Source organism: Escherichia sp. 20412-1, assembly GCF_003027595.1.
In the GTDB taxonomy this organism is placed as follows: Bacteria; Pseudomonadota; Gammaproteobacteria; order Enterobacterales; family Enterobacteriaceae; genus Escherichia; species Escherichia marmotae.
The window spans coordinates 196002-220767 of the sequence record NZ_PYQM01000003.1; the positions used below are offsets into that span (position 1 = coordinate 196002).

Below are 24766 nucleotides of genomic sequence, written 5' to 3' on the forward strand. Positions count from 1 at the left end.
CCGTCTCCTGGATAAAATTGAAAAAACCTGCTGTACCGATTGTAACCTTATGGACGGATTATCAGCTAGTCCCTGTGTTATGGGTACGGCATCATCCTATTTCAAGCATAACAATCTTTTGTTGTTACGCTAACACCGAAAGAGGGTTTTCGCACGGTTCCATGCAAAATTCATGACAAAAAAAAGCCCACCACCTGGCGGTGACGGGCCTTTGTGCGAATTTAGCGCGTTAGGCTGCGCAAATTACGCCTGCTGGTTCATCAGCTCGTTGAAAGTGGTTTCTTTTTCAGTCACTTTCGCTTTCGCCAGAACGGCTTCAACAGCCTGTTCTTCCAGAGCCACGTTACGCATGTTGTCCATCAGCTCTTTGTTTTTGCTGTAGAACTCGATAACTTCTTTCGGATCTTCGTACGCAGAAGCCATCTCTTCGATCAGGCCTTTAACACGCTCTTCGTCAGCTTTCAGCTCGTTAGCGCGAATAACTTCGCCCAGCAGCAGGCCAACAACTACGCGGCGTTTAGCCTGTTCTTCGAACAGTTCACGCGGCAGTTCCAGAGCTTGTTTTTCGTTGCCACCGAAACGCTGTGCAGCCTGGCGACGCAGAACGTCGATTTCGCTGTCGATCAGCGCAGCCGGAACGTCGATGTCGTTAGCTTTTACCAGACCTTCGATCGCCTGAGACTTAACGCGGTTACGAATGGCGCTCTTCAGCTCGCGCTCCATGTTTTTACGCACTTCAGCGCGCAGACCTTCTACGGAACCATCTTCAACGCCGAAACGTTTGATGAATTCAGCAGTCAGTTCCGGCAGTTCACGCTCTTCAACTTTCTTCAGGTTGATAGCGAATTTCGCTGCTTTACCTTTCAGGTTTTCTGCGTGGTATTCTTCCGGGAAGGTCACGTCGATGGTGAACTCTTCGCCTGCTTTGTGGCCTTTGATACCGTCTTCAAAGCCCGGGATCATACGACCCTGGCCCATCGCCAGTACGAAATCAGACGCTTTTCCACCTTCGAACTCTTCGCCGTCTACAGAACCGGTGAAGTCGATGGTCACGCGGTCTTCAGCTTCAACAGCGCCGTCTTTTTCTTTCCAGGTCGCCTGCTGTTTACGCAGAGTATCCAGCATGCCGTCAACGTCAGCGTCGGTCACTTCCACGATCGGTTTTTCAACTTCGATCGCTTCCAGACCCTGCAGTTCAACTTCCGGATAAACTTCAAACTCTACAGAGTAGGTGAAGTCTTCACCCGGCTTGTATTCGCCCGGAACGTAGGTCGGTGCGCCAGCCGGATTGATTTTTTCTTTAATGATGGCGTCAATGAAGTTACGGCTCATCAGGTCACCCAGAACGTCCTGGCGTACAGACGCGCCATAACGCTGAGCAACGATATTCATTGGCACTTTGCCTTTGCGGAAGCCGTCAATACGTACTTTTTTCGCAACGTTGACCAGCTCGCTTTTAACAGCGGTCTCGATGCTGTCAGCAGCGATAGTAATCGTTACACGGCGGCCAAGGCCTTGAGTGGTTTCAACTGAAACTTGCATCTTGTTACCTCAAAAAATCACAGTGCTCGGTCAACTCTTACCCCGCAAGCACAGGTTGTTGGCTTCGCGGAACCGGGATGTTCTTATAATCAATCACATTCCCTGTTACCAGAATCATCCCGAAAGCATTCAAATAGGACGCGGCATTATAGCGGCATCACTTTTATGAGTCGAGAACGGTTATTGCGCGCTGCCGCGTATTTTTTCACAATTCCCGGGCAATTTTCGTCTGAATGCTGGGCAAAAAGCGCAAAATCCAGACAAAACAAAACGGCCCGCAGGCCGTTTTTCATAAAATCTTTAGCAACATACTGGAAAAACGCTAACTGTTGCAAATGCGTTTTTAGGCGATGCTTCCCGCTCCACGACAAGGAGGAGAAGCAAAGATGGTATCCTGCAATCCTTCCCACTCCTTAATGGTATAAGTATGCAGAGCCAGCGCATGAACGGTAGTAGAGAGTTCCTCCGCTAAAGTACTGTAAATCATTCGATGACGATTCAGAAAACGTTCACCCATAAAACGATCGCTGACCAGCACAACTTTAAAATGGCTTTCAGAGCCGGCTGGGACATTGTGACGATAGCTTTCATCCACAACTTCGAGGAATACGGGTTGGAACACAGTCCTTAATTTTTCTTCTATCCGCTCACGTATCATCATGAAATATCTCCTCCGACAACGCTGAGATGTCACCCATCCCTTTAAATACTAGCCGCTTTAACCGTTTCCATTACAGCTTAACAACAAATAATTAGCTTTCATCCTGTTTTTTCTGTCAAGCGTATGAAGTTTACTGATTTAAAGATTGATTCACCGGCTTCACATCGGTGTTTCTTTTACCTAAGGCGATTATTTCGTCAACATAATGAATTTACATGTCTTACCCACTTCCCCTCGTCGTTGGCGATGTTATGATGGCGGGAATCTTTACCAAACACGCTTAAAAGTCTCTGAGAGCCAGAACATGTTCAAAAAAATCCTCTTCCCGTTAGTTGCTCTGTTTATGCTTGCAGGATGCGCGAAACCGCCAACAACCATTGAAGTTTCTCCGACGATGACACTGCCACAGCAAGATCCAAGTCTGATGGGCGTCACCGTTAGCATTAATGGTGCCGATCAGCGTACCGATCAGGCGTTAGCAAAAGTCACCCGTGACAACCAAATTGTTACCCTGACCGCGTCCCGCGATCTGCGTTTCCTGCTGCAAGAAGTGCTGGAAAAACAAATGACCGCTCGCGGTTATATGGTTGGCCCGAATGGCCCGGTTAATCTGCAAATCATCGTTAGCCAGTTGTATGCCAACGTGTCCCAGGGCAATGTGCGCTACAACATTGCTACCAAAGCGGATATCGCCATCATCGCCACCGCGCAGAATGGCAACAAAATGACCAAAAACTATCGTGCCAGCTACAACGTTGAGGGCGCTTTTCAGGCCTCTAACAAAAACATCGCTGACGCGGTTAACAGCGTGCTGACCGACACCATCGCTGACATGTCTCAGGACACCAGCATCCACGAATTCATTAAGCAGAACGCACGTTAATTTCTGCCCTCTGGCCCGGTGCAAGTCGGGCCTGTAGACGCCCATGTCCAGTCAATATTTACGTATTTTCCAACAGCCTCGTTCAGCTATTTTGTTGATTCTGGGTTTTGCTTCCGGGCTGCCGCTCGCCCTGACATCCGGCACGTTACAGGCGTGGATGACAGTCGAGAATATCGATCTTAAAACCATTGGTTTCTTCTCGTTGGTGGGTCAGGCTTACGTATTTAAATTTCTCTGGTCGCCGCTGATGGACCGCTATACTCCGCCGTTTCTCGGGCGACGGCGCGGCTGGCTGCTCGCCACGCAAGCGTTATTGTTGCTGGCGATTGCGGCGATGGGTTTTCTCGAACCTGGTACGCAACTTCGCTGGATGGCGGCACTGGCAGTCGTTATCGCTTTTTGCTCGGCCTCCCAGGATATCGTCTTTGATGCGTGGAAAACGGATGTGCTTCCCGCGGAAGAACGCGGCGCAGGTGCGGCAATCAGCGTGCTGGGTTACCGTTTAGGGATGCTGGTTTCCGGCGGTTTAGCCTTATGGCTGGCGGATAAATGGTTGGGCTGGCAAGGCATGTACTGGCTAATGGCAGCTCTGTTAATCCCGTGCATCATTGCGACTTTGCTTGCGCCAGAACCAACCGACACCATTCCTGTACCCAAAACGCTGGAGCAAGCTGTTGTTGCGCCACTACGTGATTTCTTTGGTCGCAATAACGCATGGTTAATTCTGCTTTTAATTGTGCTGTATAAGCTGGGCGATGCTTTCGCCATGAGCCTGACAACCACCTTTTTGATTCGCGGTGTCGGATTTGATGCCGGCGAAGTGGGCGTGGTTAACAAAACGCTCGGCTTGCTGGCGACCATCGTCGGCGCATTGTACGGCGGTATTTTGATGCAGCGTCTTTCACTGTTCCGTGCGCTGCTGATTTTCGGCCTTTTACAAGGTGCGTCCAACGCCGGTTACTGGCTGCTTTCTGTGACTGATAAGCATCTCTACAGCATGGGCGCGGCAGTCTTTTTCGAAAACCTGTGTGGCGGGATGGGCACATCGGCATTTGTGGCGCTGTTAATGACCCTGTGTAATAAGTCATTTTCCGCTACTCAGTTCGCCCTGCTCTCAGCGCTTTCTGCTGTAGGACGGGTTTATGTAGGCCCCGTAGCGGGCTGGTTTGTTGAAGCTCACGGCTGGTCGACATTCTATCTGTTCTCTGTTGCGGCCGCTGTACCTGGACTTATTTTGCTGCTGGTTTGCCGCCAGACGCTGGAGTACACGCGGGTCAACGACAACTTTATCCCACGTACCGAGTATCCATCTGGTTATACCTTTGCCATGTGGACACTGGCAGCAGGCGTCAGTCTGTTGGCCGTGTGGTTACTGCTGTTAACGATGAATGCGCTGGATTTGACTCACTTCTCTTTCCTGCCTGCACTGCTGGAAATCGGCGTTTTAGTCGCTCTGGGTGGTGTCATACTTGGTGGTTTATTGGACTATCTGGCACTACGAAAAACGCATTTGACGTAATCAGTGAATATTATTTAGCTGTAGTAATCACCCGGCGTAATTATTACGGCTAAATAAACATCAGCAGCGCTTAATAATATTTGTTCTTTTGTGCGGCTTAGCTTTCGGAAATTATTGACCCCATCTATATATTTTATTTTTTACACGATTCAGCTAATGACTCTTTATTTCCCCACGCCCGTTTTGTCATCTTGATGATAATTATTTGTTAAATAATTGTTTTATTTTGAGATTGGTTATACCAATTGCCATCCCCACCCCCTCCTTCAGTCCCCTTTCGTTATAACGCCCTTTTGCAACAGCTTCTTAAAATCAATCCGATATGTTTTGCAACATATGTGACCCGCAAGCCAAATTCAAGTAACAGTAATTTAATCATGTTTACAGTAATGTAACCTTCCCGTAAAATGCCCACACACTTTAAACGCCACCAGATCCCGTGGAATTGAGGTCGTTAAATGAGACTCAGGAAATACAATAAAAGTTTGGGATGGTTGTCATTATTTGCAGGCTCTGTATTGCTCAGTGGCTGTAATTCTGCGCTGTTAGATCCCAAAGGACAGATTGGTCTGGAGCAACGTTCGCTGATACTGACGGCATTTGGCCTGATGTTGATTGTCGTTATTCCCGCAATCTTGATGGCTGTTGGTTTCGCCTGGAAGTACCGTGCGAGCAATAAAGATGCTAAGTACAGCCCGAACTGGTCACACTCCAATAAAGTGGAAGCTGTGGTCTGGACGGTGCCAATCTTAATCATCATCTTCCTTGCGGTATTGACCTGGAAAACCACTCACGCTCTTGAGCCTAGCAAGCCGCTGGCACACGACGAGAAGCCCATTACCATCGAAGTGGTTTCCATGGACTGGAAATGGTTCTTCATCTACCCGGAACAGGGCATTGCTACCGTGAATGAAATCGCTTTCCCGGCGAACACTCCGGTGTACTTCAAAGTGACCTCCAACTCCGTGATGAACTCCTTCTTTATTCCGCGTCTGGGTAGCCAGATTTATGCCATGGCCGGTATGCAGACTCGCTTGCATCTGATCGCCAACGAACCCGGTACTTATGACGGTATTTCCGCCAGCTATAGCGGTCAGGGCTTCTCCGGCATGAAGTTCAACGCTATCGCCACACCGGATCGTGCCGCATTCGACCAATGGGTCGCAAAAGCAAAACAGTCGACGAAAACCATGTCTGACATGGCCACCTTCGAAAAACTGGCTGCGCCTAGCGAATACAACCAGGTGGAATATTTCTCCAACGTGAAACCCGACTTGTTTGCCGATGTGATTAACAAGTTTATGGCTCACGGTAAGAGCATGGACATGACTCAGCCCGAAGGTGAGCACAGCGCACACGAAGGTATGGAAGGCATGGACATGAGCCACGCGGAATCCGCCCATTAAAGGGGTTGAGGAAGAATAAAGATGTTCGGAAAATTAACACTTGATGCAGTCCCGTTCCATGAACCTATCATCATGGTTACGATCGCTGGCATTATTTTGGGAGGTCTGGCGCTCGTTGGCCTGATCACTTACTTCGGTAAGTGGACCTACCTGTGGAAAGAGTGGCTGACCTCTGTCGACCATAAACGCCTTGGTATCATGTATATCATCGTAGCGATTGTGATGCTGCTGCGTGGTTTTGCAGATGCCATTATGATGCGTAGTCAACAGGCACTGGCCTCGGCTGGCGAAGCAGGCTTCCTGCCGCCACACCACTATGATCAAGTTTTCACCGCTCACGGTGTGATTATGATCTTCTTCGTGGCGATGCCTTTCGTTATCGGTCTGATGAACCTGGTGGTTCCGCTGCAAATTGGCGCGCGTGACGTTGCGTTCCCGTTCCTCAACAACTTAAGCTTCTGGTTTACCGTTGTTGGTGTGATTCTGGTTAACGTTTCTCTCGGCGTGGGCGAATTCGCGCAGACTGGCTGGCTGGCCTATCCACCGCTATCGGGAATAGAGTACAGTCCGGGAGTCGGTGTCGATTACTGGATATGGAGTCTCCAGCTATCCGGTATAGGTACGACGCTAACCGGTATTAACTTCTTCGTTACCATTCTGAAGATGCGTGCACCGGGCATGACCATGTTCAAGATGCCGGTATTTACCTGGGCATCACTGTGCGCAAACATTCTGATTATCGCCTCCTTCCCAATTCTGACGGTTACCGTCGCGTTGCTAACCCTGGATCGCTATCTGGGCACCCATTTCTTTACCAACGATATGGGTGGCAACATGATGATGTACATCAACCTGATTTGGGCATGGGGACACCCGGAAGTTTACATCCTGATCCTGCCTGTTTTCGGTGTGTTCTCCGAAATTGCAGCGACCTTCTCGCGTAAACGTCTGTTTGGTTATACCTCGCTGGTATGGGCGACTGTCTGTATTACCGTGCTGTCGTTCATCGTCTGGCTGCACCACTTCTTTACGATGGGTGCGGGCGCGAACGTAAATGCCTTCTTCGGTATCACCACGATGATTATCGCCATTCCGACCGGGGTGAAGATCTTCAACTGGCTGTTCACCATGTATCAGGGTCGCATCGTGTTCCATTCTGCGATGCTGTGGACCATCGGTTTTATCGTCACCTTCTCAGTGGGCGGTATGACTGGCGTGCTGCTGGCAGTACCGGGCGCAGACTTCGTTCTGCATAACAGCCTGTTCCTGATTGCACACTTCCATAACGTTATCATCGGCGGCGTGGTCTTCGGCTGCTTCGCAGGGATGACCTACTGGTGGCCTAAAGCGTTCGGTTTCAAACTGAACGAGACCTGGGGTAAACGCGCGTTCTGGTTCTGGATTATCGGCTTCTTCGTTGCCTTTATGCCGCTGTACGCGCTGGGCTTCATGGGCATGACCCGTCGTTTGAGCCAGCAGATTGACCCGCAGTTCCACACGATGCTGATGATTGCAGCCAGCGGTGCGGTACTGATTGCGCTGGGTATTCTCTGCCTCGTGATTCAGATGTACGTCTCTATTCGCGACCGCGATCAGAACCGTGATCTGACTGGCGACCCGTGGGGTGGCCGCACGCTGGAGTGGGCAACCTCTTCCCCGCCTCCGTTCTATAACTTTGCCGTTGTGCCGCACGTTCACGAGCGTGATGCATTCTGGGAAATGAAAGAGAAAGGCGAAGCGTACAAAAAGCCTGACCACTATGAAGAAATTCATATGCCGAAAAACAGCGGCGCCGGTATCGTCATCGCTGCTTTCTCCACCATCTTCGGTTTCGCCATGATCTGGCATATCTGGTGGCTGGCGATTGTTGGCTTCGCAGGCATGATCATCACCTGGATCGTGAAAAGCTTCGACGAGGACGTGGATTACTACGTGCCGGTGGCAGAAATCGAAAAACTGGAAAATCAGCATTTCGATGAGATTACTAAGGCAGGGCTGAAAAATGGCAACTGATACTTTGACGCACGCGACTGCCCACGCGCACGAACACGGGCACCACGATGCAGGCGGAACCAAAATCTTCGGATTTTGGATCTACCTGATGAGCGACTGCATTCTGTTTTCTATCTTGTTTGCTACCTATGCCGTTCTGGTGAACGGCACCGCAGGCGGCCCGACAGGTAAGGACATTTTCGAACTGCCGTTCGTTCTGGTTGAAACTTTCTTGCTGTTGTTCAGCTCCATCACCTACGGCATGGCGGCTATCGCCATGTACAAAAACAACAAAAGCCAGGTTATCTCCTGGCTGGCGTTGACCTGGTTGTTTGGTGCTGGATTTATCGGGATGGAACTCTATGAATTCCATCACCTGATTGTTAACGACATGGGCCCGGATCGCAGCGGCTTCCTGTCAGCGTTCTTTGCGCTAGTGGGTACGCACGGTCTGCACGTCACTTCCGGTCTTATCTGGATGGCGGTGCTGATGGTGCAAATCGCGCGTCGCGGCCTGACCAGCACTAACCGTACCCGCATCATGTGTCTGAGTCTGTTCTGGCACTTCCTCGATGTGGTGTGGATCTGTGTGTTCACTGTTGTTTATCTGATGGGGGCGATGTAATGAGTCATTCTAACGTGAGCGGCGGCGCGTCCCATGGCAGCGTAAAAACCTACATGACAGGCTTTATCCTGTCGATAATCCTGACGGTGATCCCATTCTGGATGGTAATGACAGGAACTGCCTCCCCGGCCGTAATTCTGGGAACGATCCTGGCAATGGCAGTGGTACAGGTTCTGGTGCATCTGGTGTGCTTCCTGCACATGAATACCAAATCAGATGAAGGCTGGAACATGACGGCGTTTGTCTTCACCGTGCTAATCATCGCTATTCTGGTTGTAGGCTCCATCTGGATTATGTGGAACCTCAACTACAACATGATGATGCACTAAGAGCGGCGGTTATGATGTTTAAGCAATACCTGCAAGTAACGAAACCAGGCATCATCTTTGGCAACCTGATCTCGGTGATTGGGGGATTCCTGCTGGCCTCAAAGGGCAGCATTGATTATCCCCTGTTTATCTACACGTTGGTTGGGGTGTCACTGGTTGTGGCGTCGGGTTGTGTGTTTAACAACTACATCGACAGGGATATCGACAGAAAGATGGAAAGGACGAAGAACCGGGTGCTGGTTAAAGGCCTGATCTCTCCTGCTGTCTCGCTGGTGTACGCCACCGTGCTGGGTATTGCTGGCTTTATGCTGCTGTGGTTTGGCGCGAATCCGCTGGCCTGCTGGCTGGGGGTAATGGGCTTTGTGGTTTATGTCGGCGTTTATAGCCTGTACATGAAACGCCACTCGGTCTACGGCACGTTGATTGGTTCTCTCTCCGGCGCTGCGCCGCCGGTGATTGGCTATTGTGCAGTGACCGGTGATTTCGATAGTGGCGCAGCGATTCTGCTGGCTATCTTCAGCCTGTGGCAAATGCCTCACTCTTATGCCATCGCCATTTTCCGCTTTAAAGATTATCAGGCGGCAAACATTCCGGTACTGCCGGTAGTGAAAGGCATTTCCGTGGCGAAGAATCACATCACGCTGTACATCATCGCCTTTGCCGTTGCCACACTGATGCTCTCTCTCGGCGGTTACGCAGGGTATAAATATCTGGTGGTCGCCGCGGCAGTTAGCGTCTGGTGGTTAGGTATGGCCCTGCGCGGTTATAAAGTCGCTGATGACAGAGTCTGGGCGCGTAAACTGTTCGGCTTCTCGATCATCGCCATCACTGCTCTCTCGGTAATGATGTCCATTGATTTTATGGTGCCGGACTCACATACGCTGCTGGCTGCCGTCTGGTAACGCAACATCCCTGTTAAAAAAGGTGCTACGGCACCTTTTTTCTTAGCATTAGAAACATATCCCCCACGAAATATTTACTAAAAAATCCGCTTGTTTACCCCATTCGTTTACCGCTTTACACTAGTCGCGAATTTAAAATAGAGGTGGTAATGAACGATTATAAAATGACGCCAGGTGAGCGGCGCGCGACCTGGGGTTTAGGGATCGTATTTTCATTGCGCATGCTGGGCATGTTTATGGTTCTGCCGGTTCTGACCACGTATGGTATGGCCCTGCAAGGCGCCAGCGAAGCGTTGATCGGTATTGCGATTGGCATTTACGGTCTGACTCAGGCCGTTTTTCAGATTCCGTTTGGCCTGCTTTCTGACCGCATTGGTCGCAAGCCATTAATTGTCGGCGGGTTAGCCGTATTTGTCGCCGGTAGCGTTATCGCCGCGCTCTCTGACTCCATCTGGGGAATTATTCTGGGCCGGGCGTTACAAGGTTCCGGTGCAATTGCTGCTGCCGTTATGGCGTTGCTGTCCGATCTCACCCGCGAACAAAACCGTACCAAAGCGATGGCGTTTATCGGCGTTAGCTTTGGCATTACCTTCGCCATTGCGATGGTGCTTGGCCCAATTATCACTCACAAACTTGGGCTACATGCGCTGTTCTGGATGATCGCTATTCTGGCAACGACCGGCATTGCGTTGACCATTTGGGTTGTACCCAACAGCAGCACGCACGTACTTAATCGTGAGTCCGGGATGGTGAAAGGCAGTTTCAGCAAAGTGCTGGCAGAACCGCGACTACTGAAACTCAACATTGGCATTATGTGTCTGCACATGCTACTGATGTCGACGTTTGTCGCTCTTCCTGGGCAACTTGCTGGCGCGGGTTTTCCGGCAGCGGAACATTGGAAAGTCTATCTGGCAACGATGTTAATCGCCTTTGGCTCTGTCGTGCCTTTCATTATCTACGCTGAAGTTAAGCGTAAGATGAAGCAAGTCTTTGTCTTCTGCGTCGGGCTGATCGTGGTTGCGGAAATCGTGCTGTGGAACGCGCAAACGCAGTTCTGGCAACTGGTGGTCGGCGTGCAGCTTTTCTTTGTGGCGTTTAACCTGATGGAAGCCCTCCTGCCCTCGCTTATCAGTAAAGAGTCGCCAGCAGGTTACAAAGGTACGGCGATGGGCGTTTACTCCACCAGCCAGTTTCTTGGCGTGGCGATTGGCGGTTCGCTCGGCGGCTGGATTGACGGCATGTTTGACGGCCAGGGCGTATTTCTCGCGGGCGCAATGCTGGCAGCAGTGTGGCTGGCAGTCGCCAGTACCATGAAAGAACCGCCGTATGTCAGCAGTTTGCGCATTGAAATCCCGGCGGATATTGCCGCAAACGAGGCGTTAAAAGTGCGTTTACAGGAAACTGCAGGCGTCAAAGAAGTGTTGATTGCAGAAGAAGAACATTCAGCTTACGTGAAAATCGACAGCAAAGTGACGAATCGCTTTGAGGTTGAACAGGCAATTCGTCAGGCATAAAAACGAGGCGAAATTGCCTGATGCGCTATGCTTATCTGGCCTACAAAGTTGCAGCAATCTTTTGAATTCACAAACTTTTGTAGGCCGAATAAGGCGTTCATGCCGCAGCCGGCATGAACAAAGCGTATGTTATCGCGATTAATCGCGGAAATTTTTGAACTGGAATGGCTGGCCGAGATCGCCACCACGCACCATCGCCATCACTGCCTGCAAATCGTCACGAGATTTACCCGTTACGCGGATCTCATCACCCTGAATTTGCGCCTGCACTTTCAGTTTGCTGTCTTTGATCATCTTGACGATTTTCTTCTGGGTCGCGCTCTCAATGCCCTGCTTCAGTTTCGCTTCCACAAACCAGGTCTTACCGCTATGAACGATATTTTCCGGTACATCCAGCGAGCTGCCTTCAATGCCGCGTTTCAGCAATTTGGCACGCAGAATGTCCAGCAACTGATTGACCTGGAAATCGGACTCGCTCAACACTTTAATGGTTTTGCTGGCGTCGTTCAGCTCAAACGACGCTTCAACGTTACGGAAGTCAAAACGAGACTCTACTTCGCGACTCGCGTTATCGACCGCGTTACGCGCTTCCTGAAGATCAACTTCAGAGACAATATCGAAAGATGGCATCTTTTTCTCTCCCTTCATTTTTGATGCGAAGCATAATACCTGCAAAGTTAAATAACAGACAGTCCTGCGCCAGGACGCATCCCTTAATTGTGCATGGTCACAACACCATGCACAATTAAGGGATAGCCTTATTGAACACCCGGTGTGGTTGCGGGTGAGGAGGAACAATGAAAATTACCGTATTGGGATGCGGTGCCTTAGGGCAATTATGGCTTACAGCACTTTGCAAACAGGGCCACGAAGTTCAGGGCTGGCTGCGGGTGCCACAACCGTACTGTAGCGTGAATCTGGTTGAAACAGACGGTTCGATATTTAACGAATCTCTGACCGCCAATGATCCAGATTTTCTGGCCACCAGCGATCTGTTACTGGTGACGTTGAAAGCCTGGCAGGTGTCTGATGCCGTCAAAAGTCTGGCATCAACACTACCTGTAACCACGCCAATTTTGCTGATCCACAACGGCATGGGCACCATTGAAGAGTTACAGAACATTGAGCAACCTTTACTGATGGGCACGACCACCCATGCAGCGCGCCGCGACGGCAACGTCATCATTCACGTGGCAAGCGGTATTACTCATATAGGCCCGGCGCGTCAACAGGATGGTGATTACAGCTATCTGGCAGATATTTTGCAAACCGTTTTACCTGACGTCGCCTGGCATAACAATATTCGCGCCGAGCTGTGGCGAAAACTGGCGGTTAACTGTGTGATTAATCCGCTGACTGCCATCTGGAATTGCCCGAATGGCGAATTACGTCATCATCCGCAAGAAATTATGCAGATATGCGAAGAAGTTGCGGCGGTGATTGAACGCGAAGGGCATCATACTTCTGCGGAAGATCTGCGTGATTATGTGATGCAGGTGATTGATGCTACGGCAGAAAACATCTCGTCAATGCTGCAGGATATTCGCGCGTTGCGCCATACAGAAATCGACTATATCAACGGTTTTCTGCTACGTCGTGCCCGCGCGCATGGGATTGCTGTACCGGAAAACACCCGCCTGTTTGAAATGGTAAAAAGAAAGGAGAGTGAATATGAGCGCATCGGCACTGGTTTGCCTCGCCCCTGGTAGTGAAGAGACTGAAGCGGTCACCACTATCGACCTGTTGGTTCGCGGTGGCATTAATGTCACTACTGCCAGCGTCGCCAGCGATGGCAACCTGGCAATTACCTGCTCGCGCGGCGTGAAACTGCTGGCGGATGCGCCGCTGGTCGAAGTGGCCGATGGCGAATATGACGTGATTGTACTGCCTGGTGGGATCAAAGGTGCAGAGTGTTTTCGTGACAGCACCCTACTGGTCGAAACGGTTAAACAGTTCCACCGTTCCGGGCGTATCGTTGCGGCGATTTGTGCTGTGCCAGCCACGGTGTTGGTGCCGCACGACATCTTCCCGATTGGCAATATGACCGGCTTCCCGACGCTGAAAGATAAAATTCCCGCAGAACAATGGCAAGACAAGCGCGTCGTCTGGGACGCACGCGTAAAATTGCTGACCAGCCAGGGGCCAGGCACGGCTATTGATTTTGGTCTGAAAATTATCGACCTGCTGGTTGGGCGCGAGAAAGCCCATGAAGTCGCATCACAACTGGTGATGGCGGCAGGGATTTATAATTATTACGAGTAATGTCGATGCGGTAAGCGTCGCATCTGGCCAGATGCGACGTAAATACCCATAATTACGGGCGATACACTTTCACATTCTTAAAGCCCTGCTCGCGCAGATAGAGCGCCTGCAAGCGGCTCATCACCCCGCGCTCACACCACAACAGCCAGGTTTTGCTCTGGTCGAGATCGCCAAATTTAGTGCTCAATTTGTAGAACGGCAGGGACACTACATCGATCCCTTCGACTTTCAGCGGTTTATCTTCCTGTTCATCGATAGAGCGAATATCGAGGATCACGTCATTCGGGCCGAAGCCATTGACGGTTTCCACTTCCACCACTTCCTGCTCGGTCTGCTGGGCGATTTCGCGAATATCAACGTTATTCGCTTCCTCAACCACTTTGTCGAGAATGCTGAAGTCGAACTTCTCTTCTTCCGCTTCAATCTTCGACTTAACCGCTTTCACCGTCGGGTTTTTGGAGATCACGCCGCAATATTCCGGCATCGTGCGGGCAAAGTCTTCAGTGCCAATCTGACGAGCAAGGTTAATGATGTGCTCTTTGTCGTAAGAGATCAGCGGACGCAGGATTAGCGTGTCAGAAACGTTATCAATCAGACGCAGGTTGGTCAGCGTCTGACTGGACACCTGGCCCAACGCCTCGCCGGTCACCAGCGCCTGTACGCCGTAACGCTCAGCCACTTTAGATGCGGCTCGCACCATCATACGTTTGAGAATGACGCCCATCTGACCGTCGTCGATTTTCTCAAGAATTTCACCGACTACCGGTTCGAAGTTAATGGCGACAAAACGCACGCGGTGAGAGCTGCCAAAGCGATTCCACAGATAATGTGCCACCTGACGAACACCAATTTCGTGTGCCGCGCCGCCGAGGTTAAAGAAGCAGTAATGCACACGGCAACCGCGGCGCATCAGCATATAACTGGAAACGCCAGAGTCGAAACCACCAGAGATCAGCGACAGCACATCTTCCTGGGTGCCTATCGGGAAACCACCAATACCTTCGTAGCGGCCTTTGATCAGCAGCAGACGATCGTCTTCCACTTCCAGATGGACAGTCACATCCGGGTTAGTCAGCTTCACGCGAGCGGATTCAATATGTTGATTCAAGCCACCGCCGACGTAACGTTCCACATCAATCGAGCTAAAATCGTGCTTACCGCGACGCTTCACGCGTACACAGAAGGTCTTACCTTCCAGTTGGTCACGGTACTGAACCAACGCTTTCTCGAAAATATCGTGCATGTCGGTAAACGGCACGTCTTCGACTTCGAGAATATGGTGGATACCCGGAATGCGGGTCAAAGCGTCGCGAATTGCCAGACGCTGGTTTTCATCTTTCGCGCGAACTTCGATGTTATCCCAGTGACGGACAACTGCGAGCGTCTCATCATAGTGCTTTAAAACGTTACGAATATTCCCGGTAAGGATTTTTATAAAGCGCAAGCGCACAGATTGGCTCTTGATGGTGATTTCCGGGAACAATTTAATGATAAACTTCATGGCGGCAATGGTTCTTTGGCAAGTCTTAAGCGACTTGTTTGGGGAAAAATACAGCAGCCCACACCTGCGGCTGCATCCAGGCGCGGAAGTATACCACTAACATCGCTTTGCTGCGCATATCACCTTACCATTGCGCGTTATTTGCTATTTGCCCTGAGTCCGTTACCATGACGGGGCGTAAAATATTGAGAGTCAGACATTCATTATGCCGAAGAAAAATGAGGCGCCCGCCAGCTTTGAAAAGGCGCTAAGCGAGCTGGAACAGATTGTGACCCGTCTGGAAAGTGGCGACCTGCCGCTGGAAGAGGCACTGAATGAGTTCGAACGTGGCGTGCAGCTTGCACGTCAGGGGCAGGCCAAATTACAACAAGCCGAACAGCGCGTACAGATCCTGCTGTCTGACAACGAAGACGCCTCTCCAACACCTTTTACACCGGACAATGAGTAATGGACTTTCCGCAGCAACTCGAAGCCTGCGTTAAGCAGGCCAACCAGGCGCTGAGCCGTTTTATCGCCCCACTGCCCTTTCAGAACACTCCCGTGGTAGAAACCATGCAGTATGGCGCATTATTAGGTGGTAAGCGCCTGCGACCTTTCCTGGTTTATGCTACTGGTCAAATGCTCGGCGTAAGTCTGAATACTTTGGACGCACCAGCAGCAGCCGTAGAGTGTATCCACGCTTACTCATTAATTCATGATGATCTACCGGCAATGGATGATGACGATTTACGTCGTGGTTTACCCACCTGTCATGTGAAGTTTGGCGAAGCGAACGCCATCCTCGCCGGGGATGCTTTACAAACGTTAGCATTCTCGATTTTAAGCGATGCGGATATGCCAGAAGTTTCAGACCGTGACAGAATCGCGATGATTTCAGAACTGGCAAATGCCAGCGGTATTGCCGGAATGTGTGGCGGCCAGGCGTTAGATTTAGACGCGGAAGGCAAACACGTACCTCTGGACGCACTTGAACGTATTCATCGTCATAAAACAGGTGCGTTAATTCGTGCCGCCGTTCGTCTTGGTGCGTTAAGCGCCGGAGATAAAGGACGTCATGCCCTGCCAATACTCGACAAGTATGCAGAGAGCATCGGTCTTGCCTTCCAGGTTCAGGATGACATCCTGGATGTGGTGGGAGATACTGCAACGTTGGGTAAACGTCAGGGTGCCGACCAGCAGCTTGGCAAAAGTACTTACCCTGCACTTCTGGGACTTGAGCAAGCCCGGAAGAAAGCCAGAGATCTTATCGACGATGCTCGCCAGTCGCTGAAACAACTGGCTGAACAGTCGCTCGATACCTCGGCACTGGAAGCGCTAGCGGACTACATTATCCAGCGTAATAAATAAACAATAAGTATTAATAGGCCTCTGATGAGTTTTGATATTGCCAAATACCCGACCCTGGCACTGGTCGACTCCACCCAGGAGTTGCGACTGCTACCAAAAGAGAGTTTACCGAAACTCTGCGACGAACTGCGCCGTTATTTACTCGACAGCGTGAGCCGTTCCAGCGGACACTTCGCCTCTGGGCTGGGCACGGTCGAACTGACCGTGGCGCTGCACTATGTCTATAACACTCCATTTGACCAGTTAATCTGGGATGTGGGGCATCAGGCTTATCCGCATAAAATTTTAACCGGACGCCGCGACAAAATCGGTACTATCCGCCAGAAAGGCGGCCTACACCCGTTCCCGTGGCGCGGCGAAAGCGAATATGACGTGTTAAGCGTCGGGCATTCATCAACCTCCATCAGTGCCGGAATCGGTATTGCGGTGGCTGCCGAGAAAGAAGGTAAGGATCGCCGCACCGTCTGCGTAATTGGCGATGGCGCGATTACCGCAGGCATGGCATTTGAAGCGATGAACCATGCGGGCGATATTCGTCCTGATATGCTGGTGATCCTCAACGACAACGAAATGTCGATTTCCGAAAATGTCGGCGCGCTCAACAACCATCTGGCACAGCTACTTTCCGGTAAACTTTACTCATCACTGCGCGAAGGCGGTAAAAAAGTCTTCTCTGGCGTGCCGCCAATTAAAGAACTGCTCAAACGCACTGAAGAACATATTAAAGGCATGGTAGTGCCTGGCACGCTGTTTGAAGAGCTGGGCTTTAACTACATCGGCCCGGTTGACGGTCACGACGTGCTGGGGCTTATCACCACGCTAAAAAATATGCGCGACCTGAAAGGCCCGCAGTTCCTGCATATCATGACCAAAAAAGGTCGTGGTTATGAACCAGCAGAAAAAGACCCAATCACTTTCCACGCCGTGCCTAAATTTGACCCGTCCAGCGGTTGCCTGCCCAAAAGCAGCGGCGGTCTGCCGAGCTATTCAAAAATCTTTGGCGACTGGTTGTGCGAAACGGCAGCGAAAGACAACAAGCTGATGGCGATTACGCCGGCGATGCGTGAAGGTTCCGGCATGGTCGAATTTTCACGGAAATTCCCGGATCGCTACTTTGACGTGGCAATCGCTGAGCAACACGCGGTGACTTTTGCCGCTGGTCTGGCGATTGGCGGGTACAAACCGATCGTGGCTATTTACTCCACCTTCCTGCAACGCGCCTACGATCAGGTGCTGCATGACGTCGCAATTCAAAAGCTACCGGTTCTGTTCGCCATCGACCGCGCGGGCATTGTTGGTGCTGATGGTCAAACCCACCAGGGGGCTTTTGATCTCTCCTTCCTGCGCTGCATCCCGGAAATGGTCATTATGACCCCAAGCGATGAAAACGAATGTCGCCAAATGCTTTACACCGGTTACCACTACAACGATGGCCCGTCAGCGGTGCGTTACCCGCGCGGCAATGCAGTTGGCGTGGAACTGACGCCGCTGGAAAAAATGCCGATTGGTAAAGGTATCGTGAAGCGTCGCGGTGAAAAACTGGCGATCCTCAACTTTGGTACTTTGATGCAGGAAGCGGTGAAAGTCGCTGAATCGCTAAATGCTACGCTGGTCGATATGCGTTTTGTGAAGCCGCTTGATGAAGCGTTAATTCTGGAAATGGCCGCCAGCCATGAGGCGCTGGTCACCGTTGAAGAGAACGCCATTATGGGCGGCGCAGGCAGCGGCGTGAACGAAGTATTGATGGCACATCGTAAACCGGTGCCAGTGCTGAATATTGGCCTACCGGACTTCTTTATTCCACAAGGAACGCAGGAAGAAATGCGCGCCGAACTCGGCCTCGATGCCGCCGGAATGGAAGCCAAAATCAAAGCCTGGCTGGCATAATCCCTACTCCACTCCTGCTATGCTTAAAAGATTGTTCATAGACTCTAAATAATTCGAGTTGCAGGAAGGCGGCAAACGAGTGAAGCCCCAGGAGCTTACATAAGTAAGTGACTGGGGTGAACGACAAATCCGCATGGAGCGGATTTGAACGCTGTTTGCAGCGGCCCTGTTAAGGGTGAGGCCATGGATGGGCCGAATAACTTGCAGCCGCAGCACATGCAACTTGAAGTATGACGAGTATAACGGGAGTGGCAGCATGCAATACAACCTCTTAGGGAAAACCGACCTTCGCGTTTCCCGACTTTGCCTCGGCTGTATGACCTTTGGCGAGCCAGATCGCGGTAATCACGCATGGACGCTGCCGGAAGAAAGCAGTCGCCCAATAATCAAACGCGCCCTTGAGGGCGGCATTAACTTTTTTGATACCGCGAATAGCTATTCCTATGGCAGCAGCGAAGAGATCGTCGGTCGCGCATTGCGGGATTTCGCCCGTCGCGATGACGTGGTCGTCGCGACAAAAGTTTTCCATCGTGTCGGTGACTTACCAGAAGGATTATCCCGCACGCAAATTTTGCGCTCTATTGACGACAGCCTGCGTCGTCTCGGCATGGATTATGTCGATATCCTGCAAATTCATCGCTGGGATTACAACACGCCGATTGAAGAGACGCTTGAAGCCCTGAACGACGTCGTAAAAGCCGGAAAAGCGCGTTATATCGGCGCGTCATCAATGTACGCCTCCCAGTTTGCTCAGGCGTTGGAACTGCAAAAACAGCACGGCTGGGCGCAGTTTGTCAGTATGCAGGATCACTATAATCTGATTTATCGTGAAGAAGAGCGCGAGATGCTGCCGCTGTGTTATCAGGAAGGCGTGGCGGTTATTCCGTGGAGCCCGCTGGCACGGGGCCGTCTGACGCGTCCGTGGGGTGAAACCACTGCACGACTGGTTTCTGACGAAGTGGGAAAAAATCTCTATAAAGAAAGCGATGAGAATGACGCGCAAATAGCTGCCCGTTTAGCCGGTGTAAGTGAAGAACTGGGCGTTACGCGGGCACAAGTTGCACTGGCATGGCTATTGAGCAAACCCGGCATTGCCGCACCGATTATCGGAACTTCGCGGGAAGAACAGCTAGATGAGTTACTGAATGCGGTGGATATCACGTTGAAGCCGGAACAAATTGCCGAGCTGGAAACGCCATATAAACCGCATCCGATAGTGGGATTTAAATAGGTATGCAGGTCTGATAAGACGCGGCAAGCGTCATATCAGACATCGCGCACAACCGCCGGATGCAGCGTGAACGCCTTACCCGGCCTGCTACAGAATACCCATCGGCCAGTGATGGCCGATAAAATAGAGTATTCCAGCGGAAATCACTCCGGCGACAATATCGTCGATCATGATCCCCATGCCACCATGCACATTGCGATCAAACCAGCGGATCGGCCACGGTTTCCACATATCCAGAATCCGGAAAATGACAAACCCGGCAGCGACCCACTGCCAGTCATTGGTCGGCAGCGCCATCAGGGTGATCCACATGCCGATAAACTCATCCCAGACGATACTGCCGTGATCGTGCACACCCATATCTTTCGCCGTCTGGTGGCAAAGATAGACGCCGATGCAGATCCCCAGCATTACCACCAGTGAGTAGAGTTGCCAGGGCAAAAAAGTCATCAGATACCAGAAGGGGATCGCCGCCAGCGAGCCCATCGTACCTGGAACAATCGGGCTTAACCCACTCCCAAACCCTGTAGCCAACAAGTGCCACGGGTTACTCATCTTCAGGCGACTTTTCGCGACATCTTTATGGCGTGGCAAAATGGTCATATCCTTTCCAGTCAACCGTGACAGGTTCGCCGTCACGCACAAAACAAAGCCCTTCGATATCGGCGGTCATTTGCCCGATACAAGTAAACGGTACGCCCAGGTGCCCCAGAGCAACATCCAGCGCGCCACGGTTAAGCTCCGGCACAGTAAAGCACAACTCATAATCTTCGCCACCAGAGAGCGCCCAACGCAGCGCCTGTTCCGGTTCAACATGACGTGAAAGTGCGTCAGAGAATGGCAACAATGTCAGATCAATTCGTGCGCCGCAGTCGCTGGCTTTCACGATATGCCCGAGATCGGAGATCAGACCGTCAGAGAGATCGATGGCTGAACTCGCCAGATCGCGCAGTGCCTGCCCCTGTAAAATACGCGGCGATGGGCGGAGATGACGTTTTATTAAATACTCCGCATCTTTAGCATCTGCAACCTGCAAACGGTTTTGCAAAATCGCCAGCCCGGCGGCGCTATCGCCCGGCGTACCGGTCACATAGATCCAGTCACCCGGTTTCGCACCTGAGCGCGTTAAAGCTCGTCCCATCGGGACAAAGCCGTGGATACCCAACGTCATTGATAGCGGTCCACGCGTGGTATCGCCGCCAATGAGCTGCATATCGTAATAATTGAGGAGCTCGAAAAGACTGTCGCTGAAGGATTCAAGCCACGCTTCGTCCACGTTCGGTAAAGTCAATGCCAGCGTCAGCCAGGCTGGATCGGCACCCATCGCCGCCAGATCGCTTAAGTTTACCGCCAGTGCTTTATACGCCAGATCAGCAGGATCGATGTCAGGGAGGAAATGGTTACCCGCCACCAGCGTATCAGTGCTGATTGCCAGGGTCTGTTTCTCGGGGATATTGAGAAGTGCACAATCGTCACCGATGCCAAGTTCGACATCAAGACGAGAGCTTCTTACTCGGTCAAAATAACGGGCAATCAGGGAGAACTCGCCACATGCCATACGTTACGCCTCAGCAGGTAAAAAAGAAAAGGCCGGCGAGTGCGGAACTGTTTTCCGTTACTCTACCGGCCTGGATATCACTTTTTGTTAGGGCGAATCACAGGTGCTGCTTTATCGAGTACACCGTTGACGAACTTATGGCTGTCTTCTGCGCCGAACGATTTCGCCAGCTCGATCGCTTCGTTAATAGCCACTTTGTACGGCACATCGCTACGTTTAGACAGCTCGTACAGTGCAATGCGCAGTACCGCTTTTTCTACCTGGCCCAGCTCTTCCAGCAGGCGAGACAGATATGGCTTCATCAGTCCGTCGAGGTATGCGGTGTTAGTCGCCACCCCGGCCAGCAGCTCACGGAAGTACAGGATGTCAACGTCTTTTACATCCTGTTCAGCCAGGAACTGGTATTCAACATCAGCGATGTCGTTCTGGGACAACTGCCAGGAGTAGAGCGCCTGGACGGCACACTCACGAGCGCGGCGACGAGCAGCAGGTTTCACGGATTTCCCCTTACTAATTTCAGGCCTTGATGGCTTTCAATACATTAATCATTTCAAGCGCGGTCAGTGCAGCTTCTGCACCTTTGTTACCAGCTTTGGTGCCAGCACGTTCGATCGCTTGTTCAATGCTTTCGGTGGTCAACACACCAAAAGCAACCGGAATTTCGCTGTCCTGGGCAACATGCGCCAGGCCGTTGCTTGCACCGCCAGCGACATATTCAAAGTGGGCAGTGCCACCACGAATAACGGTTCCCAACGCAATCACCGCGTCGTATTTACCGGTTTTTGCCAGTGCGCCTGCCGCCAGCGGCAGCTCATAGGCACCAGGCACCCAAACAACGGTAATGTTTTCATCTTTTACCTGACCGATACGTTTCAGTGCGTCAATCGCACCTTCCAGCAGGCTGTCATTGATAAAGTTGTTGAAACGCGCAATGGTGATGGCGACGCGAGCGTCCGGGGTAGCAACGTTAGCTTCAATAATGTTCATTTTTTTCCTTCGGGTTCGAGTATGGCCCCGCAGGGGGGCGGATTTTAGCATAATATTTCGTGCGCTGCTTCCCTTTCGAGCCGGGAGATCATGCGCCCACTAAATGCAGGCAAACATCCGGGCCTACATGACGTATCTCTTTGAATTTAAATTGGGGCGCGTCGGCTAATTTCTCAAGCCCCGGCAGCGTACATAATCCGCGGGCGTCGCTGCCTAATAGTTTAGGTGCGATATAGACAATCAGTTCATCGACTAAACCCGCCTGTAGCAGTGCTCCAGCGAGCGTTGGCCCCGCTTCCACCCAGATGCTGTTAATTTGCTGTTTACCCAGTTGCATCATCAGCACAACCAGATCCAGATGACCTTTATGTTCTGGAATCAGCAAGGTGCGCACCGTTTCCGGCCATTCACGAGAATCATCCTGAGTGCGCGCGAACCAGGTTTCACCCGGCTGCTGCACAATGCGATGTTCCGGCGTTACGCGATTTTGGCTATCAATCACAATGCGTACCGGCTGGCGTAGATTTTGTTGCGGATAAAGCGCCTGAGTTTGTTCATCCAGTTCAGACCAACGCACCGTTAAAGCCGGATCGTCCGCCAGCACCGTGGCGCTGCTGGTTAAAATAGCATGACTTTGCGCACGCAAACGCTGAACATCGCGACGCGCCTGGGGAGAAGTGATCCACTGGCTTTCGCCGTTGGCCATCGCCGTGCGGCCATCAAGCGACGCGCCAAGTTTCAGTTGGATATAAGGAAAGCCAGTGCGCATCCGCTTAAGAAAGCCTTTATTCAACGGCTCGGCTTCGCTCATCATCAGGCCGTGGCTGACGTCAATCCCTGCTTGTTGCAGACGATAAAGTCCACGCCCTGCGACCTGCGGGTTAGGATCCTGCATTGCGGCAACCACACGCGCCACGCCAGCAGCAATTAGCGCATCACAGCACGGTGGTGTACGACCATGATGGCTACAAGGTTCGAGTGTCACATACGCAGTTGCGCCTTTGGCTTTTTCACCCGCCATGCGCAACGCGTGTACCTCGGCATGTGGTTCACCCGCACGGTGATGATAACCTTCACCGACAATTTCGCCATCTTTGACAATGACGCATCCGACATTCGGATTGGGATGCGTGGTGAAACGTCCTCGTTGCGCCAGCTTTAGCGCCCGCGCCATGTAATACTCATCCTGCACGGTTTAGTCCTCCAGGCGCGCGATCTCTTCGCCAAATTCTTTGATATCTTCGAAACTGCGATAGACAGAGGCAAAACGGATATAGGCGACTTTATCGAGTTTTTTCAATTGCTCCATCACCAGATTGCCAATCATCTTGCTCGGCACCTCGCGCTCACCGGTGGCGCGGAGCTGTGACTTTATATGGTTAATCGCCATTTCGACATCATCGGAACTTACCGGACGTTTTTCCAGCGCCCGCAGCATTCCGCTACGCAATTTTTCTTCATTAAACGGTTCGCGCACGTCGTTACTTTTAACAACGCGTGGCATAACCAGTTCCGCCACTTCAAACGTGGTGAAACGTTCATTACACACCAGACACTGCCGACGGCGGCGTACGGATGAACCCTCGCCCACGAGACGAGAGTCAATAACCTTAGTGTCCACGGCGAAACAGAATGGGCAATGCATACGGCATCCTGACCAGGTGGTTAACAGAAATCTATTTTACCCTGAACTGACGATACAACAAAGGCGCAACGCTTTTGAGACAAAGGATCGATGTTTTCGCTGCTTTTTCCCTCTACCATTAGGCTAATTGCGACGAGAAAGGGACAACCATGAACACTCACGTTTTTCGACTGCTCTTGCTGGGAAGCCTGTTCAGCTTAAGCGCCTGTGTACAGCAAAGCGAAGTACGACAGATGAAACAAAGCGTCAGCACGCTGAATCAAGAGATGACACAACTCAATAAAGAGACCGTCAAAATCACTCAGCAAAACAGGCTGAATGCACAATCCAGCAGTGGGGTTTACCTTCTGCCGGGAGCAAAGACACCAGCGCGTCTGGAAAGCCAGATCGGCACCTTACGTATGTCGCTGGTGAATATTACGCCAAATGCAGATGGCACTACGCTGACGCTGCGTATTCAGGGCGAATCCAATGATCCCTTACCCGCGTTCAGCGGAACCGTTGAATATGGGAAAATTCAGGGAACAATCGACAACTTTCAGGAGATCAATGTGCAGAATCAATTGATTAACGCCCCTGCCAGTGTCCTCGCGCTCAGTGATGTTGATATTCCGTTACAGTTAAATGGCATTTCAGTGGATCAGTTAGGCTTTATACGCATCCACGACATTCAACCTGTTATGCAGTAAACGTTTCGCGGGGCATTTTGTGTGTCCCGCAACATCTTTCCCCATCATTTTGTTATTCCGCTTACATCACCCGGATTGATAGTAAAAGTTTGCAACAAAGGTGAAAGTCAGTACAATCCCCGCCCGAATGTGTGTAAACGTGAAAGCAATCGATTACGTAAATGATAGAACTGTGAAACGAAACATATTTTTGTGAGCAATGATTTTTATAATAGGCTCCTCTGTATACGAAATATTTAGAAACGCAATTTGCGCCTTTTTCACTCCCGTAAGGGATTTTCAAACA

The 24766-nt window shown here is 51.3% G+C and carries 25 protein-coding genes; 15 read left to right on the forward strand and 10 right to left on the reverse strand.

Features of this window, described 5'->3' with window-relative positions; all coding sequences use genetic code 11:
• Window positions 1-243: 243 nt before the first annotated feature.
• Together tig and bolA are read right to left on the reverse strand one after the other, a co-directional pair.
• Window positions 244-1542, reverse strand: a complete 1299-nt coding sequence (gene tig / locus C7B16_RS03930; RefSeq protein WP_001198397.1) for a trigger factor — start codon at window positions 1540-1542, stop codon at window positions 244-246.
• Window positions 1543-1885: 343 nt separating this feature from the next.
• A complete protein-coding gene (bolA, locus tag C7B16_RS03940) occupies window positions 1886-2203 on the reverse strand; it encodes a transcriptional regulator BolA (RefSeq protein WP_032240659.1) in 318 nt (105 codons plus the stop codon).
• Window positions 2204-2507: 304 nt separating this feature from the next.
• Between bolA and C7B16_RS03950 the strand changes: the two genes are divergently transcribed.
• The 8 genes from C7B16_RS03950 (at window position 2508) to C7B16_RS03985 (ending at window position 11373) form a co-directional block, all read left to right on the forward strand.
• Window positions 2508-3086 carry a lipoprotein gene (locus C7B16_RS03950; protein ID WP_107179382.1) on the forward strand — a complete coding sequence of 193 codons (579 nt, stop codon included), beginning with the start codon at window positions 2508-2510 and terminating at the stop codon, window positions 3084-3086.
• A gap of 43 nt (window positions 3087-3129) precedes the next feature.
• Window positions 3130-4605, forward strand: coding sequence for a muropeptide MFS transporter AmpG (ampG, locus tag C7B16_RS03955; RefSeq protein WP_016248419.1), 1476 nt, complete (start codon window positions 3130-3132; stop codon window positions 4603-4605).
• 458 nt (window positions 4606-5063) lie between these two features.
• Window positions 5064-6011, forward strand: a complete 948-nt coding sequence (gene cyoA, locus C7B16_RS03960; RefSeq protein WP_001515888.1) for a cytochrome o ubiquinol oxidase subunit II — start codon at window positions 5064-5066, stop codon at window positions 6009-6011.
• Between the two features lie 21 nt (window positions 6012-6032).
• Window positions 6033-8024: a cytochrome o ubiquinol oxidase subunit I gene (cyoB, locus tag C7B16_RS03965; protein ID WP_000467192.1), complete on the forward strand. Its 1992-nt coding sequence runs from the start codon at window positions 6033-6035 to the stop codon at window positions 8022-8024.
• Window positions 8014-8628, forward strand: coding sequence for a cytochrome o ubiquinol oxidase subunit III (locus tag C7B16_RS03970; protein WP_000179822.1), 615 nt, complete (start codon window positions 8014-8016; stop codon window positions 8626-8628). Before cyoB ends, C7B16_RS03970 begins: the two co-directional genes overlap by 11 nt.
• Window positions 8628-8957 carry a cytochrome o ubiquinol oxidase subunit IV gene (locus tag C7B16_RS03975; RefSeq protein WP_000019804.1) on the forward strand — a complete coding sequence of 110 codons (330 nt, stop codon included), beginning with the start codon at window positions 8628-8630 and terminating at the stop codon, window positions 8955-8957. Before C7B16_RS03970 ends, C7B16_RS03975 begins: the two co-directional genes overlap by 1 nt.
• 11 nt (window positions 8958-8968) lie before the next feature.
• Entirely contained in the window at window positions 8969-9859 is an 891-nt protein-coding gene (cyoE, locus tag C7B16_RS03980) for a heme o synthase (protein ID WP_000971348.1), read from the forward strand.
• Between the two features lie 149 nt (window positions 9860-10008).
• Window positions 10009-11373 carry an MFS transporter gene (locus C7B16_RS03985; RefSeq protein WP_016248417.1) on the forward strand — a complete coding sequence of 455 codons (1365 nt, stop codon included), beginning with the start codon at window positions 10009-10011 and terminating at the stop codon, window positions 11371-11373.
• Between the two features lie 138 nt (window positions 11374-11511).
• On the opposite strand, the gene yajQ is transcribed toward C7B16_RS03985, so the two are convergent.
• Window positions 11512-12003: a nucleotide binding protein YajQ gene (gene yajQ / locus C7B16_RS03990; protein WP_001138904.1), complete on the reverse strand. Its 492-nt coding sequence runs from the start codon at window positions 12001-12003 to the stop codon at window positions 11512-11514.
• Window positions 12004-12170: 167 nt separating this feature from the next.
• Here yajQ and panE point away from each other — a divergent pair, with 167 nt between their 5' ends.
• On the forward strand, window positions 12171-13082 hold the full coding sequence (gene panE, locus C7B16_RS03995) for a 2-dehydropantoate 2-reductase (RefSeq protein ID WP_000705856.1): 912 nt from the start codon (window positions 12171-12173) through the stop codon (window positions 13080-13082).
• A complete protein-coding gene (gene yajL / locus C7B16_RS04000; RefSeq protein WP_001276331.1) occupies window positions 13045-13635 on the forward strand; it encodes a protein deglycase YajL in 591 nt (196 codons plus the stop codon). The genes panE and yajL overlap by 38 nt, the downstream gene beginning before the upstream one ends.
• A 52-nt stretch (window positions 13636-13687) precedes the next feature.
• Here the strand turns inward: yajL and thiI are convergent, their stop codons facing one another.
• Window positions 13688-15136: a tRNA uracil 4-sulfurtransferase ThiI gene (gene thiI / locus C7B16_RS04005; protein WP_107179383.1), complete on the reverse strand. Its 1449-nt coding sequence runs from the start codon at window positions 15134-15136 to the stop codon at window positions 13688-13690.
• Window positions 15137-15341: 205 nt separating this feature from the next.
• On the opposite strand from thiI, the gene xseB reads away from it, so the two are divergent.
• From xseB to yajO, 4 genes are all read left to right on the forward strand, one after another.
• Window positions 15342-15584, forward strand: a complete 243-nt coding sequence (gene xseB, locus C7B16_RS04010) for an exodeoxyribonuclease VII small subunit (RefSeq protein ID WP_001124936.1) — start codon at window positions 15342-15344, stop codon at window positions 15582-15584.
• Window positions 15584-16483 (forward strand): (2E,6E)-farnesyl diphosphate synthase, encoded by a 900-nt coding sequence (ispA, locus tag C7B16_RS04015; RefSeq protein ID WP_000347244.1) that lies wholly within the window; start codon window positions 15584-15586, stop codon window positions 16481-16483. The genes xseB and ispA overlap by 1 nt, the downstream gene beginning before the upstream one ends.
• A 24-nt stretch (window positions 16484-16507) precedes the next feature.
• Entirely contained in the window at window positions 16508-18370 is a 1863-nt protein-coding gene (dxs, locus tag C7B16_RS04020) for a 1-deoxy-D-xylulose-5-phosphate synthase (protein ID WP_107179384.1), read from the forward strand.
• Between the two features lie 256 nt (window positions 18371-18626).
• Complete coding sequence (gene yajO / locus C7B16_RS04025; protein ID WP_107179385.1) at window positions 18627-19601, forward strand: 1-deoxyxylulose-5-phosphate synthase YajO; 975 nt, start codon at window positions 18627-18629, stop codon at window positions 19599-19601.
• Window positions 19602-19688: 87 nt separating this feature from the next.
• On the opposite strand, the gene pgpA is transcribed toward yajO, so the two are convergent.
• From pgpA to nrdR, 6 genes are all read right to left on the reverse strand, one after another.
• On the reverse strand, window positions 19689-20204 hold the full coding sequence (pgpA, locus tag C7B16_RS04030) for a phosphatidylglycerophosphatase A (RefSeq protein WP_001515886.1): 516 nt from the start codon (window positions 20202-20204) through the stop codon (window positions 19689-19691).
• Window positions 20182-21159: a thiamine-phosphate kinase gene (gene thiL, locus C7B16_RS04035; protein WP_001515885.1), complete on the reverse strand. Its 978-nt coding sequence runs from the start codon at window positions 21157-21159 to the stop codon at window positions 20182-20184. Before thiL ends, pgpA begins: the two co-directional genes overlap by 23 nt.
• A 77-nt stretch (window positions 21160-21236) precedes the next feature.
• Window positions 21237-21656 carry a transcription antitermination factor NusB gene (gene nusB, locus C7B16_RS04040; protein ID WP_000801121.1) on the reverse strand — a complete coding sequence of 140 codons (420 nt, stop codon included), beginning with the start codon at window positions 21654-21656 and terminating at the stop codon, window positions 21237-21239.
• A gap of 19 nt (window positions 21657-21675) precedes the next feature.
• Window positions 21676-22146 (reverse strand): 6,7-dimethyl-8-ribityllumazine synthase, encoded by a 471-nt coding sequence (gene ribE / locus C7B16_RS04045; RefSeq protein WP_001021161.1) that lies wholly within the window; start codon window positions 22144-22146, stop codon window positions 21676-21678.
• Between the two features lie 88 nt (window positions 22147-22234).
• A complete protein-coding gene (gene ribD, locus C7B16_RS04050) occupies window positions 22235-23338 on the reverse strand; it encodes a bifunctional diaminohydroxyphosphoribosylaminopyrimidine deaminase/5-amino-6-(5-phosphoribosylamino)uracil reductase RibD (protein ID WP_001150410.1) in 1104 nt (367 codons plus the stop codon).
• 3 nt (window positions 23339-23341) lie between these two features.
• The gene (nrdR, locus tag C7B16_RS04055; protein ID WP_000543535.1) at window positions 23342-23791 is read right to left on the reverse strand and encodes a transcriptional regulator NrdR; all 450 of its coding nucleotides are present in this window, start codon (window positions 23789-23791) and stop codon (window positions 23342-23344) included.
• 149 nt (window positions 23792-23940) lie between these two features.
• Between nrdR and C7B16_RS04060 the strand changes: the two genes are divergently transcribed.
• Window positions 23941-24480 carry a DUF3251 domain-containing protein gene (locus C7B16_RS04060; RefSeq protein ID WP_107179386.1) on the forward strand — a complete coding sequence of 180 codons (540 nt, stop codon included), beginning with the start codon at window positions 23941-23943 and terminating at the stop codon, window positions 24478-24480.
• The last annotated feature ends 286 nt before the right edge of the window (window positions 24481-24766 follow it).